This is a genomic window from Devosia sp. CN2-171, from assembly GCF_049354815.1.
GTDB lineage: Bacteria > Pseudomonadota > Alphaproteobacteria > Rhizobiales > Devosiaceae > Devosia_A.
Genome location: NZ_CP186479.1, coordinates 3314394 through 3331227, shown reverse-complemented (window position 1 = coordinate 3331227; position 16834 = coordinate 3314394). Strand labels below are relative to the sequence as shown.

Here is a 16834-nt window from a genome sequence, read left to right as displayed (position 1 = left end):
TTAACCCTCCCGGGTGACGGGGGCAAGTCAGCCGTTGGGCGGTAACGCGCCTGTTTGTTACGGAACTTGAGGCGCCTCGGTTTCCCGATGCGCCGCCGCGAGATACTCCGCCGACTGCATCTCGATGAGCCGCGACACGCAGCGGGCGAACTCGGCGCGGGTCTTGTCGTCCTGCCCCAGCTCGTCGAGCGGCACCGCGAAGCTGGCGGCGAGTTTCACGCCGCGGTCGTAGAGCGTATCGACGAGCAGGATGAAGCGCTTGGCCGCGTTCGAGCTCAGCCGGTCGAACTTCGGCACATGGTCGATCATCAGCGCCTCGAAGGCATGGCTGATCCGCACATAGTCACGCGCGCCGAGCGGCTTTTCGCAGAGCTCGGCGAAACCGAAGCGCGCCGCTCCCATCGCTGCATGCGGCACGACGATGGTGCGTCCGAGGGAGACGATCGATGTGGGCTCGCCCGCCTCGCCGCCGGTGAGTTTCAGCCACAGCCGGTCCATCGCCGCATCAACCTCGGGCCCGCGGCCGAACTGATAGACGGCCTCGCCCTCGAACTTCAGCCGCCGGTAGTCGGTCGGCCCATCGAGTTCCACCACATCGACATGGCGCTTCAACTCGGCGATGAATGGCAGCACCAGCTGGCGGTTGAGGCCGTTGAGATAGAGGTCGTCCGGCCGCGTGTTGGAGGTCGCAACGATGGTGACGCCAGCCTTGAACAGCCGCTCGAACAAGCGCCCGAGCAGCATGGCATTGGTGATGTCCTGCACCTGGAACTCATCGAGGCAGAGCAGCCGCACCTCATCAATCAGCGGCTTCACCACTGCCGCCACCGGATCGGCATCTTCGGCCTGGCCCTGACGGGACTTGCGGAATGTCGCGATCGCGGCATGCATCTCGTCCATGAATTCATGGAAATGCACACGCCGCTTCTTGCTGGTGGGCGCGAGCGAGAAGAACAGGTCCATCAGCATGGTCTTGCCGCGCCCGACCTGACCGACAAGATAGACCCCGCGCACCGGCGGGGGGCCGCCGAACAATCCCGACAGCAGCCCGCGCGAGCCGTTCTGGCCAAGAAGCTCGGTCGCCACCCGGTCGAGAGCGGAGGCCGCACGCACCTGTAGCGGGTCATGCGAAAGCGCGCCGGCCTTGGTCAGCGCGTTCAACCTGTCGGTGACGGGGGTGCCAACGGGCGCTTTCCGCCGACTCATGCAGGGGGCTCAGCTAGTGGGATCAACGTCTCGCCGTTCGAGCACGCAACCGCCTCGAACGCAACGGCCTACCCGACCAGTGAAATGCCCTGGCCGCCGGCCAGCGTGCCGATGAAGCGGTTGCCCGAGAGGATCAGCGAGGCGACGATGTCGTTGTTCTCGTCGAACAGCTGCACCTGGTTGCCGACCAGCTGCCAGCTGGCAACAACCGTGAGCCCCGCCAGCGAGCAGCCCGGCGTCGAGGCGCGGAACCGCGAGGTACCGGTCTTTGCCGTCTGCGTCAGGTTGAGCTTGCACTGCTCGGTGCCGGAAACGACCGTCCAGCCACCAAGCAGCTTTTCGACCGTCAGCCCGGTGCTGAGATCACGGCTCGACGTGGTCGGAGCCCCGCCCGCGCCACCCAGAGTCGCGAACGAACCGTCGGCCGAGGCGACCAGCGCCGGCTGGCCGATCTGGCCCGGCGCCAGCGGAGCCGGCGCACCGAGCGACGCCTGCTGCACCTGCGTGCCCGGCAGCGCATTGAGATCGGAACTCGCCACCGGCGTATTCTGGATGGGCGTGATGGTCTCGGCCGACGCAATGTTCCTGGTGGTCACCGCACTTGAGGCACAGCCGCTCAGAACCAGCGCCACACCGGCGAAGACCGCAAAGGAAACGCTCGCGCGCTTCGAACTCGTCATCGGCCCTGCTCCGCCAATGGTTAAGAATAGGTGACCGGCGATACAGCCTCGAACCCAAAGCCGTCAACCGCCAAAGCCCCGCTTGTCCTATATCGGCACCAATGTGGCGGAGTTAGGGACGGGCGTCTACTCGGCCGGGGCGAGCGCCGAACGAGCCGGCTTCCGTCGTCGCATCAGGCCGAGCAGCGGCCGTTCCATATAGAGGTGGACGAGCAATCCGAGGCCGGTCGCGAGCACGACAGCGGTACCGACCATGCCGAGATAGCTCACCGTCCCATCCGGCAACAGCCGTGAGCCGAGGCCGACCACGCCGCCGATAACGAACATGTGGGAGAGGTAGGTCGCGTAGGAGGCATCGCCCATCAGTTCGAGCCAGTTCCAGCGCGGCAGCAACCGCTCGAAATGGAGGCCGCCAACCAGCAGTGCCAGCGCGGTCAGCAACAGCCCGACAAAGGACGGCGCTGTTTCGACCGGGTTCTGCTCGAGCCCAAACGCCACGATCGCACCGGCCGCGCCCACGGCAAGAACGGTGTAGGCGGCCCAGCGCCTCAGCTTCGCCAGCCTCCCGTCGATATGCAGCAGCCCAACCCACGCACCCGCCGCGAAGGCCAGGAGCGCATGGCTGGTGTAGAACTGCAGCACCGGGTTGCTGGGGCGGAACAGCGCGCCGAACAGATAGAGCGCGAGGAAGGCCACGGTCAGCACGATGACGCGCTGCCGTGCCGCGACCCCGCAGAGAACCGCGAACACCAGGTAGAACAGCACCTCGTAGTTCAGCGTCCAGCCAAGGCTCAGGATCGGGCTGGTGCCGCCGCGCCCCGGCGCCTCGTGCGGCAGGAACAGCATCGAGAGGATGTAGTGTGGCCAGGTGAATACCGTGCTCTTGAACAGCAACGGCAGGAACAGCGCCAAAGCGGCCGCAAGCGTCGTGAAGATCCAGTAGAGCGGCACGATGCGGGTGGCGCGGCGCTTGAGGAAGTCGAGCGGCGCGAACGTCCCCAGGCCCGAGATCGCCACCATGATGAAGCCACTGATGACGAAGAACAGGTAGACGCCGAACTCACCCAGCCGCGCCTGCACAGCCAGCGGCGTCGCCAGCGGATGCGCCGCCGCATGGGCGATCACGACGAGAAACGCCGCGAGCCCGCGCAGGTACTGTACCGAATAGAGCTTGCCGTCCATGCCGTGGCCCCGGTTTTCGGGACGAGCCATAGCACTGCCGCCCGCTCCCCGGATGCGGACTCCAGCGGTAGGGTTAAAGGCAAAACCCACCGTCTCCATTGAACCTCGGCGCCATTGGACTATTTCCATTGAGACTGCGCACCAACCCCGGCCCCCTCATGCCCGCCCTCGTCGTCGACGCCAAAGCCGTCAACCTCAGCCTCAAGAGCGGCGGCGAACCGCTCCACATCCTCAGGGATGTCGACCTCAGGCTGGCCGCTGGCGAGGTGGCAGCCATCGTCGGCCCCTCCGGCAGCGGCAAGACTTCGCTGCTGATGGTGCTCTCCGGCCTCGAACAGGCGACGGGCGGCTCGATCACCGTCGCCGGGACCGAGATCACCAGGCTCAATGAGGATCAGCTGGCCGTCTTCCGGCGCGATGCGCTCGGCATCCTGTTCCAGAACTTCCACCTCATCCCCTCGCTCACCGCGCTGGAGAACGTCGCCCTGACGCTCGAGATCGCCCATCCGGCCATGCCCTGGGCAACGGTCCGCGACCGGGCCGCGGCGGCCCTGACCGATGTCGGCCTCGGCGCCCGCCTCACCCACCTGCCCAGCGCCCTCTCGGGCGGCGAACAGCAGCGCGTCGGCCTCGCGCGCGCCATGGTCGGCGAGCCCGGCCTGCTGCTGGCCGACGAGCCGACCGGCAATCTCGACCAGGAAACCGGCGCCCATGTCATCGAGCTGATGTTCGGGCTGGCGCGCAAACGCGGCACCTCCATCCTCCTCATCACCCACGACCCGCAACTGGCGATCAAGGCCGATCGGCAGCTACACATGAGCGAAGGCCACCTCACCGAGCGGGTGCCGGCTTGAGCTGGCTTGCCGGCTGGCTGCGCGTCGCCATCCGCGACCTGCGCGGCGACCTTCGCCGCTTCGCCATCCTCCTCGCCTGCCTCGCGCTCGGCGTCGGCACCATCACGCTTGTCGGCTCGGTCGGTGCGGCGCTGCAATCGGCCCTGCTGAGCGATGCCCGCACCCTGCTTGGCGGTGACGTCGAGGCGACGCTCTCCTACCGCGCCGCCGAACCGGACGAACGCACCCTGTTCGAAAGCCTCGGCAAGACCGCCGAAATCATCGAAGTCCAGGGCCGCGCCGATGGCGGCAGCGGGTCCGCTTTCCTCGCAATCCGCGCCGTCGATGCCAACTATCCGCTGCTCGGCGACGTCACCATTGACGACGCCACCGCACCGCTCCCCGAGCTGCTCGCCGAACGTGAGGGCCGCTACGGCCTCGTCGCCGATGGCCTGCTGCTCGACCGGCTCGGCCTGAAGCTGGGCGACGACGTCACCATCGGCGATGCCCCGTTCACCCTCACCGGCATCCTCGGCAAGACCCCCGACCAGGTTACCGCCGGCATGCAGTTCGGCCTTTCCGTGCTGATGTCGGTCGATGCCGTCAACGCCACGGGCATCCTCAAGCCCGGAGTCCTGGCCAGCTGGCGCTACAAGATGCTGCTCGATGGCGGCACCTTCGAAACGGCCAGGGCAACGATCGATGCCCGCTTCCCCGAGGCCGGCTGGAAGGTCAACTCGCCCCGCGACGCCACCGCCGATCTCAGCCGTTTCTTCGATATCTTCGCCCGCTTCCTCACCATCGTCGGCTTGTCCTCGCTCCTCGTCGGCGGCGTCGGCGTCTCCAATGCCATCGCCGCCTATGTCACCGAGCGCCAGCGTTCCATCGCCACCATGAAGGCGCTGGGCGCCACCGGACCGCGCATCCTCTTTCACTTCCTCACCCAGGTGCTGCTGCTGACCCTGGTCGGCATCGTCCTCGGGCTGATCCTCGGCACGTTCCTCGCCATGGTGATCCTGCCGATCCTCGGTGGCCTGCTCGGCATCGCGATCCCTGCCGTCGTCGATGTGCCGACGCTCTGGACCGCCGCCGGCTTCGGCCTCCTCACCGGCTTCGCCTTCGGCTACCTGCCGCTGGTGCGCGCCGAACGGCTGCGGCCGGCCCTGCTGTTCCGCTCGGCCGGCGCCGCCGCCGAAGGGGGCCTCACCCGCCGCGACCTGCTCCGTCCCGAGCTCTGGCTGCCGCTCGGCCTTGCCATCGCCGCCATCTATGCGCTGGCGGCGCTGACCACCAACCGTCCGCTGCTCGTCCTCTGGTACGCCATCGGCGTCCTCGCCGCCTTCGCCATCCTGCGCGGTGCCGCCTGGCTCCTGCAGCGCCTGCTGAAGCTCGTGCCGCCGCTGCCCAACGCCGGGTTGCGCAATGCCATCAAGGCCATCCACCGCCCCGGCGCCCCGGCCCCCGTGGTGATCCTGTCGCTCGGCCTCGGCCTTGCACTCCTGCTGCTGATCGCCCTGATCGACGGCAACCTCCGTCACCAGCTCGACCGCGAGTCGATCCCCAACGCCCCGAGCTTCATCTTCATGGACCTCTTCGACGACGAGGTCGCGGCGCTCAAGGACTTCACCATCAACGACAAAGGCGTCGAGCTCTTCTCCGATCTCCCCATGGTCACCGGCGCGATCGAGGCGATCAACGATGTGCCGGTAAAGGAGCTGAACCGCACCCCGCCGCCCGAATTCGCCTTCGTGCTCGACGGCGAAATCCCGCTCACCGCATCGGAAGCGCTGCCCGACAACTCATCGATCACCGAAGGCAGCTGGTGGCCGCCCAATATGACCGGCGACTCGCAAGTCTCGGTGTTCCAGCGTTTGAAGGAACCGCTGGGTTTGAAGCTCGGCGACACCCTTACCTTCCGCATCTTCGGCGAACCGGTTACGGCGAAGATCGGCAGCTTCCGCGACTATGCCTGGCGCTCGGGCAGCGTGAATTTCGGCTTCGTCCTCTCTCCCAACGCCCTCGAAGCCTTCCCGCTCAGCTATCTCGGCCTGCTCAAGGCCGCCCCCGGCCAGGAGCGCGACGTAGGACAGCGGCTGGTCGCGGCATTCCCCGACCTCCTCTTCATCCCGGTCGGCGAAGCGCTCGAAACCTTCACCGCCATTCTCGCCAACGTGACGACTGCGGTCGAAGTGATCGGCGGCCTCGCCGTGGTATCCGGCGTGCTGGTCCTCGCCGGCGCCATGGCCGCGGGCCGCCGCCAGCGCGAGTCCGACGCTGTGGTGATGAAGGTCCTCGGCGCCACCCGTGGCGACGTGCTCCGCGCCTTCCTCGTCGAGTACGGCATGCTGGGCCTCTTGTCCGCCGTGCTCGCCTCGCTCCTCGGCCTCGCCGGCACCTGGGCCTTCGTCGAGTATGTGCTGGAGATCGACTTCTGGGTCGACCCCATGCTGATCATCTGGGTTGCGGCGGGGACGATCGCACTGGCCATTATCGTCGGTATGGCGACCACCTGGTCGGCTCTATCGACAAGGCCGGCGACCTTCCTGCGTGAGGAGTGATGAGTTAGTTTCCGCGGCAGACCGGAGTCCGACTATGCGCCGAATTCTCCTTGCCGCCTGCCTCCTCGCCACCCCCACCCTCGCGCAGGAACCGCAGATCGAGGAAGTCCGCGCCGCCTGGGCCGCCTGCACAACCCTGCTCGAAGCCGCCCCCAATGACTGGACCGGCTGGCGCCGCAACTTCGACGGCGGCTATGCCGATCATTTCGAGTTCCACGATGGCGGCGAGGGCGCCGCCTCGGTGCTCGTCCAGACCTGGCTGATTGACGCCATCGCGACGCAGAAGGATACCTCCTGCTACCGACCCGACGGCACCCTCGCCTTCCTCTATTCCGAGCTGACCTCGCCCAACATGGCGGAAGGTGCCACCGGCCCCGCCATCACTCGCGAAGGCCGGCTGTATTTCTCCGATGATGGGCGCCTGCTCGGCATTTTGAAACGCATCACCGAGAACGGCGCTGAAGTCGCCTCCTTCGACAACGACCGCTACCAACTCGCCCGCGGCTGTGGTCTCACCACGCCGCACGCGACCACCGCCGACGTGCGCGCCCGCCTCGTCTCCGAACTCGGCGACATCGAAGGCACCCGTGGCAAATTCGAACTCGAACCGCTCGACTGGTGCGAGCTGGAAGTGGAGTGACGCCACAAAGCATAACCCCGCCACGTTCCCGTGACGGGGTTTTGCCAACTCCCTCGGGGAGGCCTCCCGCGGAAATCAGAACTTGAACGAGATACCGCCCTGCACGCTGAACAGCTTGGGACCGGTCACGATGATATTTTCGCCGTCATTGGGCACCTGGTCGGTCGAGCGCGTTTCCCCGAATTCGGTGTACCGGGCTTCCGCCCTGACGATCACGTCGTCCGTTACGGCGTAGGCGCCGCCGATACCGACGGTGTAGCCGATCAGATTCAGCGGATGGCTGAAATCGAACTCGCGGTAGGGATCTTCTTGATTGCCCTCTTCCCCGTAGATGCGATGGGTGTCGAGTTGCGCCTGGCCGTAGGCGATACCGCCGGTAACGTATGGCATGAAGCGGTCCACGGCGAAGCCGACCTTCAGGCGTGTCGAGCCTTCCCAGAGCAGGTCGAAACTTGTCGTCTCGCCTTCGCGGCCATCGTACACTTCGTCATCGAAGGCATCATAGTAGTTGAAGCCCGCGCTACCCTCGACGCCGCTCCAGTTGATGTCCGATTCCGCGCCAAGCACGAACGCGCCGAACTGGTGATTGTAGCCGATATGGCCGCCGATCTCCCAGCCGGAGATATCGGGCTCCGAATAGTACCGGCTGCCGGGAAAGCCGCAGTCGTCGACGATGACGCAGAAGGCTTCATCGGTCCGCACCGTGCCCCAGGCCATGCTGCCCTGTGCGCCGATATAGAGGCCGGTCCAGTCGAACAGGTCCTCCTCGACGACAACGGCCGGAATTTCTTCGATCAGATCGGCCGCATAGACCGGACCGGCGAATGCTGCGATCAAAGCCGCGGCCAGGACAGTTTGCTTCATGACAAGAACCCCCTTCAAAGGCTGTTGAACGCAATCTAGTCGCAGATTCGCGGGATTCCTGTCACATTTTTGCAACCAATACAGTAATCATTGGAACTTAGTCAGTTTTGACTATGTACTTAGAGCAGAACAATCCACCATCATGTTTGAATACTTTGGCACCTCTATTGGCGACAAACCTCATCAATTACGATGACATGCCGGGAGAGGTGCGTGAGGAGGCGAAAGGACAATCCCATTGCAGTGACATGGGAGGGGAGAGCCAAGAACCTGTTGAAGGGAGAGCTCAAGCGGCGCGGCATCTTCTACGCCGAACTGGCACATCGACTCGAAGCGCTCGGCATCCACGAGACCGAGCGGAACCTCACCAACAAGATCAGCCGCGGCGGCTTCAGCGCCGCCTTCCTGCTTCAATGCCTCGATGCCATCGGAGCGCGGGACCTGCACCTCGACGCCACAAGCCAGCGCGACCTCGAGGACACACCTGGCGCCCGCGACTGACTAAATCACAACCGATGCTGGAAAGATCGAAGTGGTGGAGCTGAGCGGAATCGAACCGCTGGCCTCATCATTGCGAACGATGCGCTCTCCCAACTGAGCTACAGCCCCGCTTCGATGCGGCGGTTATTAGCCAATCCGGAAGCGTTGGGCTAGTGGTTTTTTCTGATCCGCCTGACGCCTCCGACCTGCTCTGACCATCACTCTACGCGCTGTGCGCTCGAGGGGGGATAGGGCGTCAGGCCTTGACCAGCCCCTGGGCGAAAAGGCTCTGCGCCGTGGCCACCGTGGCATCGGCCCCGGCGATGGTAGGACGCCCGATCAGGGCGCGGCCTGGGTCGCCGTTGACCCGGCGAACGCTGCCGAGCTCGATCGTGTTGTCGCGGATTTGTCGGTCGAACAGGGCGACGAGGCGCACTAGCCAGTTGGGCAGCTCGAAGCGCGGGGTGCGGAGGCCGGGACGGTCGAGCCCGGTGCGGATCGCCTCCGCCATCTCGAACAGGCTCATCTCGCGGTCGGCGAGGATGAAGCGGTGGCCGCCGGCGGCGGGGTGGGTCATCGCCGCCACCTGCGCCGCAGCGACGTCGCGGACGTCGATGACCGAGAAGCTCATCTTCGGGGTGCCCGGCATGGAGCCGTCGAGCAGCCGGATGGCGAGCTGCGCCGAGGTGCCCGGGTCCTCGTCGAGCAGCGGCCCCATGATGGCGCCGGGATTGATCACCGCCAGCCGCTCGCGCGCCCCAAAACCTTCGGCGATGCGCCAGGCCTCCTGCTCGGCGCGGGTCTTAGATTCCTGGTACGGGGTGAGATGCGGGCTCTTGAGATTGCTCCAGTCGGCCTCGGTGAAGGTGCGCGCCGGCTCGCCTTCGTGGCCGTAGATGATCGCCGCGATCGAGGAGGTGAGCACTACACGCTCCACCCCTGCAGTAAGCGCGGACTGCGTCGCGCGGCGCGTCCCCTCGACCGCCGGGCGGATCAAGTCGTTCTTGTCCTTCGGCTGCTCGATGACGAAGGGCGAGGCGACGTGCTGGACATAGCGGCAGCCCTCGACGGCCCTCTCCCAGCCCTTGTCCGACAGCAGGTCGAGCTCGACCAGTTCGAGCCGTGTGAGGTCGGCGCCATGGGACGCGAGCGTCTGGCGCACCTTGTCGGCTTTGCCGAGGTTGCGCACCGAGCCGCGGACAAAATAGCCTTGCCGCAGCAGTTCGAGAGCGACATGGCCGCCGAGAAAACCGGAAATGCCGGTGAGAAGAACGCGGTCAGATGTGGTAGGCATCGGATATCCCTCCGTGCTAGAACTGAACGAAATGTACGTACTTCGTTCAGTTCGTTCAATAGCTGGGCGGGTTTTTCTTTTCGGGGGCCGGATTGGCGGAAAGCGGAAAGCGGGCGGAGATCCTCGGGGCGGCGAGACAGCTGGCACTGCGGCACGGGCTGGCCGGCGTGACGATGGAGGCTATCGCAAGGGAGGCCCGCGTCGCCAAGCCTACACTCTATAAGTACTACGGGGACAAGTCGGCGGTGTTCGCGGCGATCGTCACCGAATTGCTGGTCGACCTGCACGGGCTATTTGCCACGGCGCTTGCCGGCCCGGGCAGCGTCAGCGATCGCATCGCCGCGGCGCTGACGGCCAAATACGCCGCCGTCACTGACTTCATGGCCGGCTCTTCGCATGCCGACGAGCTCTACAACGAGCACGACCGGCTATCGGCGCCGCAGCTCGAGGTCGCCGAGAGCGCAATGGATGCGGCGGTGGTGCAGGAGCTCGAGGCCGCGGGCGTGAAAGATGCCGCAGCCGTGGCCCGCGTGGTGATCGGCGGCGCCTACGGGATCTTCCGGCGGGCCCGGCCAGGCGAAGAGATCGGGCCGGCGATCAGGCTATTGGTGGAGCGGGTGGTAGGGAAGTAGGGCGCGGCCCGCTTGGCGCTCAAACCTCGGCCCACCCACCAACCTTCTCGCTGGCGAAAACGGCGTCGATCACCTTCATCGACTTGATCGCGTCCTCGACGCCCCACTCCATCGGCTTGCCCTCGAGCACGGCGCGGCAGAAGGCGTTGGCCTGCTCGGTATACTGGTCGCAGGGCGCGATGATTTCGCGACGGGAGAGGCTCCCGTCCTGGGCATAGCCGGTGTCGACGAGGATGGCGGTCGCCTTGTCCTCGGGCGCGTTGAACGGGATCAGGATTTCGATCCGCCCCTTGGTGCCGATCAGTTCGACCGACTGGCTGCCGACCGACTGGGTCGAGCAGATGAAGCTCGCCTGTTTGCCGCCGCCGAAATCGAGGATCACCGAGGCCAGCCGGTCGGTCTTCATCACCGGGTCGCGGTCGATCAGCGATACGGCGCGCTTGGGCTCGGCCTCGAACAGGAAACGCGACGCCGTGATCGGGTAGCAGCCGATATCGTAGACCCCGCCGCCGCCGATATCGGCCTGGTTGCGCACGTTCGTCGGGTCGGTGAGGAAATAGGTGAAGATGCCGCGCACGGCGCGCAATTCGCCCAGCTCGCCCGACCGCGCGATCTCGCGGGCCCGGTGCCATTGCGGGTGGTGGCGTACCATGAAGGCCTCGTAGAACACGATGTTCTTCGGGATCTGCCGCAACTGCTCCGCCTCCTTGGCGTTGAGCGCGATCGGTTTTTCGCAGAGCACATGCTTGCCGGCCTTGGCGGCGGCGAGCGTCATCGGCACGTGCAGGTGATTGGGCAGCGGGTTGTAGATGGCATCGACATCGGGGTCGGCGAGCAGTGCTTCGTAGGAGCCATGGGCCTTGGCCCTGCCGGTCAAACCGAGCCCGGCGATATACTCCTCGGCCTTCGCCACATCGCGCGACGCGACCGCCACCACATCGCTCAGCGGCGACTTCAGGATCGCCGGCGTCACCTTCTTGAGCCCGATATTGGCCGTGCTGAGAATGCCCCAGCGCACCTTCTTCAGTGCCATGATTTTCTCCCTCATTTTGGGCGAACCTAGCGGATGGTCAGCGGCGCTGCCATACTACTTACGCAACTCCACCACGCCGATGAACGGCTTCTGAACGGCAGAAACGTCGTGGGTTCCCTCGATCAGGCGATTGTGACTCCCCCCGCCTTGGCCAGGCCGGCCATCGCGCCTAGTCTTCGCTCTCTCAAACGGCAGGAGGACCCGATGCGGCTTCGCACACTGCTCCTCGGCATGGCGCTCGGTCTCGCGGCCCCGGCGCTCCCCGCCCTCGCCCATCACGGCTGGGCCTGGACCGAGAATGGCCTCTTCGAGCTCACCGGCATCATCAAGGCGGTCTATGTCGGCAATCCGCATGCGAGCCTCGACGTCGACGTCGAGGGCGAGACCTGGCGGGTCGAGCTCGCGCCGCCCGGCCCCACCATGCCCGCCGGCTTTACGGAGACCAGCGCCAAGCCCGGCGATGAAGTCGTAGCGCTCGGCAACCGCTCGATCGACCCCAACGAAAAGCGCATGAAGGCGGTGCGCATCACCGTGGATGGCAAAGTCTTCGACGTCTATCCCGCGCGCGTGCCGGCCAACTAGCCGATGGAGGCAGCGCTTGTCGCCATCGAGCGATCTCCGCTGGTCGCAGCGTTGCGCACCTCCTTCTTCGTCTACCCCGCGATCAGTGCGCTGCACATCCTCGCCGTCGGTGTGCTTCTGACCACCGTGCTGCTGATGGATTTTCGCGTGCTCGGCGCAATCCGGAGCCTGCCCGAGGCAGCCTTTGTCCGCCTGCTGCGGCGGGTCGCGCTCACGGCATTCGCCGTCGCGATCCTCAGCGGCATCGCCCTGTTCTCGGTGCGCGCCAGCGAATATGCGGCCATGCCGCTTTTCCTCGCCAAGCTGGGGCTTATCGTGCTGGCCGGCGCTAATTCCGTCGCCTTCGGCCTTGGCGGAGGACCGCTGCGAAAGCCGCTGGCCGCCTTCTCGTTCCTGCTCTGGCTCTCTGTCCTGATCGCCGGCCGCTTCCTCGGTTTTGTATAGGCCCTAGGCCGCCTGTCCCGCTGCCCAGCCGCTGGCCCAGGCCCACTGGAAGTTGTAGCCGCCGAGCCACCCGGTGACATCGACCGCTTCGCCGATGAAATAGAGCCCGGGCACGGTGCGCGCCGCCATGGTGGTCGAGTCGAGCCCGTCGGTGTCGATGCCGCCCAGCGTCACTTCCGCCGTGCGATAGCCTTCCGAGCCTGTCGGCTTGATGGTCCAGCGCCGCAAAGCGTCCTCGATCTTTTGGAACGACTTGTCGGAAATGTCGCCCATCATCGTGGTGATGCCGATATCCTCGGCGAGGATCTGCGCCAGGCGCTTGGCGAAGTGCTGCGACAAGACGGTCTGCAGTTGGACCTTCGGCGTATTGGCTCGGGCCGCGCGCAGGATCTCGCCGAGATCGCCATTGGGGAAGAGATCGATGACAATGGCGTCGCCCTCGCGCCAGTAGCTCGAGATTTGCAGGATCGCCGGCCCGGAAAGTCCGCGATGCGTGAACAGAAGCGCCTCCTCGAAACCCTTCTTGCCGACCGAGATGCGGGTCGGATCGACGGCGATGCCGCTCAGTTGCGCCATCCACTCGAGCACACGCGGCTCGAACGTCAGCGGCACCAGCGCCGGCCGCGTTTCCGTGACCTTCAGCCCGAACTGCGTCGCCAGCTGATAGGCGAGGCCGGTCGCCCCCATCTTGGGGATCGACTTGCCGCCGGTGGCAACGATCAGGTTCGGCGCGGTGAACGACGCATCCTCGGCATTGACCGTGAACACCCCATCGGCGTGGGTGACACCCGCGATCACCGTTTCGAGCCGCAGCACGGCGCCGGCCTTGCGCAGCTCGGCCAGCAGCAGGTTGACGATCTGCCGACTCGACCCGTCGCAAAACAGCTGGCCCAGCGTCTTTTCGTGGAACGGGATCGAATAGGCGTCGACCAGTTCGATGAACTTGTCGGGCGTGTAGCGGGCGAGTGCCGAGAGTGCGAAGCGCGGGTTCTGCGACAGGAACCGGTCGCGGCCGGCCTTCACCGTGGCGTTGATATTGGTGAAGTTGCAGCGCCCGCCGCCCGAGATGCGGATCTTCTCGCCGGCATCCTTGGCATGATCGAGCACGATCACCTTGCGGCCGCGCTTGCCAGCCTCGATCGCCGCCATAAGCCCCGCCGCGCCGGCGCCGAGGACGATGATGTCGTATTGGGTCATGGCGTGGGGGAATACACGGGCCGGGCGATGGTGGATAGTATGCAAGGTACTGACGATTTCCACTGCCTCGTTCTCTTAGTCGGATGACGGAAGAAGGAAGCACCGCTCACCACACACATAGGCAATCTCCTACCCGTCATTGACACTTTTCGACTTCGGCGTAGAAAAATGCCTTGTGCTGAGAGTGCGGAGTGTCCGTGCAGACTCTCCGTCAGTTCTACGAGATGCTCGACGAGAGCCAGTGGTGGCCCCCGTCGCGAATGACGGAATGGCAGCAAGGTCTGCTGAGGCCGCTCCTCAATCACGCCCGCGCCACAACGCCTTTTTATCGCTTTCGCCTGGAAAAGCTGTTCCGGTCCAACGGTGCCATCGACTGGGCGCGATGGTCGGAAATCCCCATCCTCACCCGCAGCGACGTGTCGCGGCATTTCGCGAGCCTGCTGTCGCGCGCCCCGGTGGAGCAGCACGGCCCTTTCTCCGATGTCAGCACCTCGGGGTCCACGGGCCACCCGGTAACGGTGCGGACCACCCGATGGCTCAACGGCATGGCCCTGGCCTGCAGCTGGCGCGGCCACCGCTGGGCCGGCCTGGATTGGTCGAAGCCCCTTCTCTCACGGGGAGAGACCCTTCCCGGAAAGGCCATCGGCGCCGCGCTCGGACCTTGGGGACCGCCATGGCTGCCCGAGGCGGCGAGCGGACAACACCTCCACACCAACTATTCCAATCCCTATTGGTCCGACCTCGAAGTCATCCAGCGCCAGGCGGTCTACGCCTATGCCGCGACCACGAACCAGCTCGAGATCTTCTTTGATGATCCTGCATTGCCCGGGCTGCCCGACCTCAAGGTGGTGATGGTGCGCGGCGGTGCCGTGACCGACTATCTGAGGACGCAGGTGGCGCGGGTCAGCGCGGCACAGATCGTCGAGGCCTACAGTTCCAAGGAGGGCGGGGCACTGGCGCGCCCCTGCCCCGCTGGGCATGGCTTCCACACCAATGCCGAGGCGGTGCTGGTGGAAATTGTCGACGCCGCCGGGCAGCCTGTCGCCGCGGGCGAAAAGGGTCGGGTGGTGATCACCCCCTTCGGCTCGACCGCCATGCCGCTGATCCGCTACGATCAGGGCGACGAGGCGATCGCCGGCGAGACGTGCGGCTGCGGCCGCCCGCTGCCGTTCATAAGGCGGCTCGAAGGACGTACCAACGCGGTCTTCGAGCACCCCGACGGCAGGCGATCGCGGGAAATGATGCCGATCGAGGGACGCCGGCTGCTCGGGGCAGGCCGCTGGCAGGTCCGGCAGGTAGGGCCGACGGATTTCGAAGTCGACTATGTCAGGCACGACTGGGGCACGGCCCCCGACCTCGATGCGTTTTCCGCGCTGTTCCGGACCGTATTCTTCGACGACGCTGTGGTCACTGTGCGCGAGGTCAAGGAACTGCAGCTCGGTGCGACGGGGAAGTACCGCGAATACGAGAACCGGTGGCGCCGCGACGGCTGAACCGGGCCTGCCAAAGAGGCCCCGGCCGGGAAGCAAACCACCGGACGGCCCGAAGTAGGTCATCTCCTATTCCCGTTGACTCCTCTGCATTTCGGCGTAAAAGGCCTGCACGCTTGCGTGAGGTTCGGTCGCCATGGGCGCCATTGTCTCAAATCGCGGAATTGCCCTTGGCCGGATCGTCGATCCGGCGGGCGTCGCGCTGCCGGCGACCAAAACCACCAAAACCCCCTGAGCCGACCCCCCGGGCCTCTCCCGCCGGGGAGCGGCCGGAGCTGTTAGCCGCCGGGCGTCCGTGACGCCGGCGCGGGGGACTTGAGGCAAGAGGATTTCGAAAATGGGTTATCGCGTCGCCGTCGTCGGGGCCACAGGCAATGTGGGCCGGGAAATGCTCAACATCCTCGATGAGCGGAAGTTTCCCGCCTCCGAGGTTATCGCCCTTGCGTCCTCGCGCAGCCAGGGCCAGGAAATCAGCTTCGGCGACAAGCGCCTGAAGGTGCAGAACCTCGAGAATTTCGACTTCCACGGGGTCGATTTCGCCCTGATGAGCGCCGGCTCCGCGGTCGCCAAGGAATATGGCGAAAAGATCGGCGCCACCGGCTGCATCGTCGTCGATAATTCGAGCTTTTGGCGCTACCACGGCGATGTGCCGCTGGTCGTCCCGGAGGTCAACGCCCACGTGCTCGATGCCTATATGGCGCGCAATGATAGGAAGAACATCATCGCCAACCCCAACTGCTCGACCGCGCAGATGGTGGTGGCGCTGAAGCCGCTGCACGACCTCGCCAGGATCAAGCGCGTCGTCGTCGCGACCTATCAGTCGGTTTCCGGTGCCGGCAAGGAAGGCGTCGACGAGCTCTGGGCCCAGACCAAGGGCATCTTTGTCAACGACAGCCCGACCCCGAAGAAGTTCACCAAGCAGATCGCCTTCAACGTCATCCCGCACATCGATGTGTTCATGGAGGACGGCTACACCAAGGAAGAGTGGAAGATGGTCGCCGAGACCAAGAAGATCCTCGATCCCAAGATCAAGGTGACCGCGACCTGCGTGCGCGTGCCGGTGTTCGTCGGCCACTCCGAAGCCATCAACCTCGAGTTCGAGAACCCGATCTCCGCCGACGAAGCGCGCGACGCGTTGCGCGAGGCCGATGGCGTCTCGGTGATCGACAAGCGGGAAGCCGGCGGCTACGCCACCCCGATCGAGGCCGTGGGCGAGTACGATACCTATGTCAGCCGCATCCGCGAGGACGTGACGGTCGAGAACGGGCTCAGCATCTGGGTGGTCTCGGACAATTTGCGCAAGGGCGCGGCCCTCAACACGGTGCAGATCCTCGAAACGCTGATCGAGCGGCGGCTGGTGGAACAGAAGGCGGCTTAAGGGCTGGCGAGCAAAGACGAGCTGAGGGCGAAAGTCGATCTCGACTTGGCGGCGGGTGCAGGTTGCGGGAGCGATCTGTCGCGTTTGTCGGAACGCTTGCCTTTCCGCGGCTTGTTGGCCTGCTCATGCCGATCTGGATGATTGGTGGCCTATTTGCGGGCGGCTCGCTGATGTCACGGGCCTGTACAAGGCCGAAAGCCGGCATGGCGACCGGAGCGCAATCGTTGATCGGCCGAATCCGCTGAAGCGGTTGATCGTTCGGGAAGAGATCAGGTAGCACCGCGGTCTTGGCCGACCCCTCCACCAGCTTCGCAGGTCCCCCTCCCCGCCCCGCGGGGAGG

The 16834-nt window shown here is 65.5% G+C and carries 16 protein-coding genes and 1 tRNA gene; 9 read left to right on the top strand and 8 right to left on the bottom strand.

The features are described from left to right. Window positions 1-57: 57 nt before the first annotated feature. From zapE to ACOYW5_RS16545, 3 genes are all read right to left on the bottom strand, one after another. Window positions 58-1206, bottom strand: a complete 1149-nt coding sequence (gene zapE / locus ACOYW5_RS16555) for a cell division protein ZapE (RefSeq protein ID WP_423065992.1) — start codon at window positions 1204-1206, stop codon at window positions 58-60. Window positions 1207-1274: 68 nt separating this feature from the next. Next, window positions 1275-1886 (bottom strand): AprI/Inh family metalloprotease inhibitor, encoded by a 612-nt coding sequence (locus tag ACOYW5_RS16550; protein WP_423065991.1) that lies wholly within the window; start codon window positions 1884-1886, stop codon window positions 1275-1277. 126 nt (window positions 1887-2012) lie between these two features. Next, on the bottom strand, window positions 2013-3098 hold the full coding sequence (locus tag ACOYW5_RS16545) for an acyltransferase family protein (RefSeq protein WP_423065990.1): 1086 nt from the start codon (window positions 3096-3098) through the stop codon (window positions 2013-2015). A gap of 98 nt (window positions 3099-3196) precedes the next feature. Between ACOYW5_RS16545 and ACOYW5_RS16540 the strand changes: the two genes are divergently transcribed. From ACOYW5_RS16540 to ACOYW5_RS16530, 3 genes are read left to right on the top strand one after another with little or no spacing between them, the layout of a single operon-like run. Continuing rightward, entirely contained in the window at window positions 3197-3922 is a 726-nt protein-coding gene (locus ACOYW5_RS16540; protein WP_423065989.1) for an ABC transporter ATP-binding protein, read from the top strand. Continuing rightward, complete coding sequence (locus ACOYW5_RS16535; protein ID WP_423065988.1) at window positions 3919-6459, top strand: ABC transporter permease; 2541 nt, start codon at window positions 3919-3921, stop codon at window positions 6457-6459. Before ACOYW5_RS16540 ends, ACOYW5_RS16535 begins: the two co-directional genes overlap by 4 nt. Before the next feature lie 34 nt (window positions 6460-6493). Then, window positions 6494-7099, top strand: coding sequence for a hypothetical protein (locus ACOYW5_RS16530; RefSeq protein WP_423065987.1), 606 nt, complete (start codon window positions 6494-6496; stop codon window positions 7097-7099). 75 nt (window positions 7100-7174) lie between these two features. Here ACOYW5_RS16530 and ACOYW5_RS16525 read toward each other — a convergent pair whose 3' ends face one another. Further along, complete coding sequence (locus tag ACOYW5_RS16525) at window positions 7175-7963, bottom strand: outer membrane protein (protein ID WP_423065986.1); 789 nt, start codon at window positions 7961-7963, stop codon at window positions 7175-7177. A gap of 213 nt (window positions 7964-8176) precedes the next feature. Between ACOYW5_RS16525 and ACOYW5_RS16520 the strand changes: the two genes are divergently transcribed. Further along, entirely contained in the window at window positions 8177-8464 is a 288-nt protein-coding gene (locus ACOYW5_RS16520) for a DUF6471 domain-containing protein (RefSeq protein ID WP_423065985.1), read from the top strand. Window positions 8465-8496: 32 nt separating this feature from the next. Here ACOYW5_RS16520 and ACOYW5_RS16515 read toward each other — a convergent pair. Together ACOYW5_RS16515 and ACOYW5_RS16510 are read right to left on the bottom strand one after the other, a co-directional pair. Then, a tRNA-Ala gene (locus tag ACOYW5_RS16515) sits at window positions 8497-8572 on the bottom strand. Between the two features lie 127 nt (window positions 8573-8699). Continuing rightward, window positions 8700-9737 carry an SDR family oxidoreductase gene (locus ACOYW5_RS16510; RefSeq protein WP_423065984.1) on the bottom strand — a complete coding sequence of 346 codons (1038 nt, stop codon included), beginning with the start codon at window positions 9735-9737 and terminating at the stop codon, window positions 8700-8702. A 92-nt stretch (window positions 9738-9829) separates the two neighbouring features. On the opposite strand from ACOYW5_RS16510, the gene ACOYW5_RS16505 reads away from it, so the two are divergent. Further along, complete coding sequence (locus ACOYW5_RS16505; protein ID WP_423065983.1) at window positions 9830-10369, top strand: TetR/AcrR family transcriptional regulator; 540 nt, start codon at window positions 9830-9832, stop codon at window positions 10367-10369. 19 nt (window positions 10370-10388) lie between these two features. Here ACOYW5_RS16505 and ACOYW5_RS16500 read toward each other — a convergent pair whose 3' ends face one another. After that, complete coding sequence (locus tag ACOYW5_RS16500) at window positions 10389-11402, bottom strand: Gfo/Idh/MocA family protein (RefSeq protein ID WP_423065982.1); 1014 nt, start codon at window positions 11400-11402, stop codon at window positions 10389-10391. A gap of 204 nt (window positions 11403-11606) precedes the next feature. On the opposite strand from ACOYW5_RS16500, the gene ACOYW5_RS16495 reads away from it, so the two are divergent. Next, window positions 11607-11984, top strand: coding sequence for a DUF6152 family protein (locus ACOYW5_RS16495; protein ID WP_423065981.1), 378 nt, complete (start codon window positions 11607-11609; stop codon window positions 11982-11984). 3 nt (window positions 11985-11987) lie between these two features. Further along, window positions 11988-12428, top strand: a complete 441-nt coding sequence (locus tag ACOYW5_RS16490) for a hypothetical protein (RefSeq protein ID WP_423065980.1) — start codon at window positions 11988-11990, stop codon at window positions 12426-12428. A 3-nt stretch (window positions 12429-12431) separates the two neighbouring features. On the opposite strand, the gene ACOYW5_RS16485 is transcribed toward ACOYW5_RS16490, so the two are convergent. Continuing rightward, window positions 12432-13625: an NAD(P)/FAD-dependent oxidoreductase gene (locus tag ACOYW5_RS16485; protein WP_423065979.1), complete on the bottom strand. Its 1194-nt coding sequence runs from the start codon at window positions 13623-13625 to the stop codon at window positions 12432-12434. 197 nt (window positions 13626-13822) lie between these two features. On the opposite strand from ACOYW5_RS16485, the gene ACOYW5_RS16480 reads away from it, so the two are divergent. Beyond that, entirely contained in the window at window positions 13823-15118 is a 1296-nt protein-coding gene (locus ACOYW5_RS16480; RefSeq protein WP_423065978.1) for a phenylacetate--CoA ligase family protein, read from the top strand. Window positions 15119-15452: 334 nt separating this feature from the next. Further along, window positions 15453-16493: an aspartate-semialdehyde dehydrogenase gene (locus tag ACOYW5_RS16475; protein ID WP_423065977.1), complete on the top strand. Its 1041-nt coding sequence runs from the start codon at window positions 15453-15455 to the stop codon at window positions 16491-16493. The last annotated feature ends 341 nt before the right edge of the window (window positions 16494-16834 follow it).

Coding starts and splice junctions, on each gene's coding strand:
- ACOYW5_RS16550 (WP_423065991.1), bottom strand. CDS start 1,886: ATGACGAGTTCGAAGCGCGCGAGCGTTTCCTTTGCGGTCTTCGCCGGT.
- ACOYW5_RS16510 (WP_423065984.1), bottom strand. CDS start 9,737: ATGCCTACCACATCTGACCGCGTTCTTCTCACCGGCATTTCCGGTTTT.
- zapE (WP_423065992.1), bottom strand. CDS start 1,206: ATGAGTCGGCGGAAAGCGCCCGTTGGCACCCCCGTCACCGACAGGTTG.
- ACOYW5_RS16495 (WP_423065981.1), top strand. CDS start 11,607: ATGCGGCTTCGCACACTGCTCCTCGGCATGGCGCTCGGTCTCGCGGCC.
- ACOYW5_RS16500 (WP_423065982.1), bottom strand. CDS start 11,402: ATGGCACTGAAGAAGGTGCGCTGGGGCATTCTCAGCACGGCCAATATC.
- ACOYW5_RS16530 (WP_423065987.1), top strand. CDS start 6,494: ATGCGCCGAATTCTCCTTGCCGCCTGCCTCCTCGCCACCCCCACCCTC.
- ACOYW5_RS16490 (WP_423065980.1), top strand. CDS start 11,988: ATGGAGGCAGCGCTTGTCGCCATCGAGCGATCTCCGCTGGTCGCAGCG.
- ACOYW5_RS16475 (WP_423065977.1), top strand. CDS start 15,453: ATGGGTTATCGCGTCGCCGTCGTCGGGGCCACAGGCAATGTGGGCCGG.
- ACOYW5_RS16525 (WP_423065986.1), bottom strand. CDS start 7,963: ATGAAGCAAACTGTCCTGGCCGCGGCTTTGATCGCAGCATTCGCCGGT.
- ACOYW5_RS16485 (WP_423065979.1), bottom strand. CDS start 13,625: ATGACCCAATACGACATCATCGTCCTCGGCGCCGGCGCGGCGGGGCTT.
- ACOYW5_RS16545 (WP_423065990.1), bottom strand. CDS start 3,098: ATGGCTCGTCCCGAAAACCGGGGCCACGGCATGGACGGCAAGCTCTAT.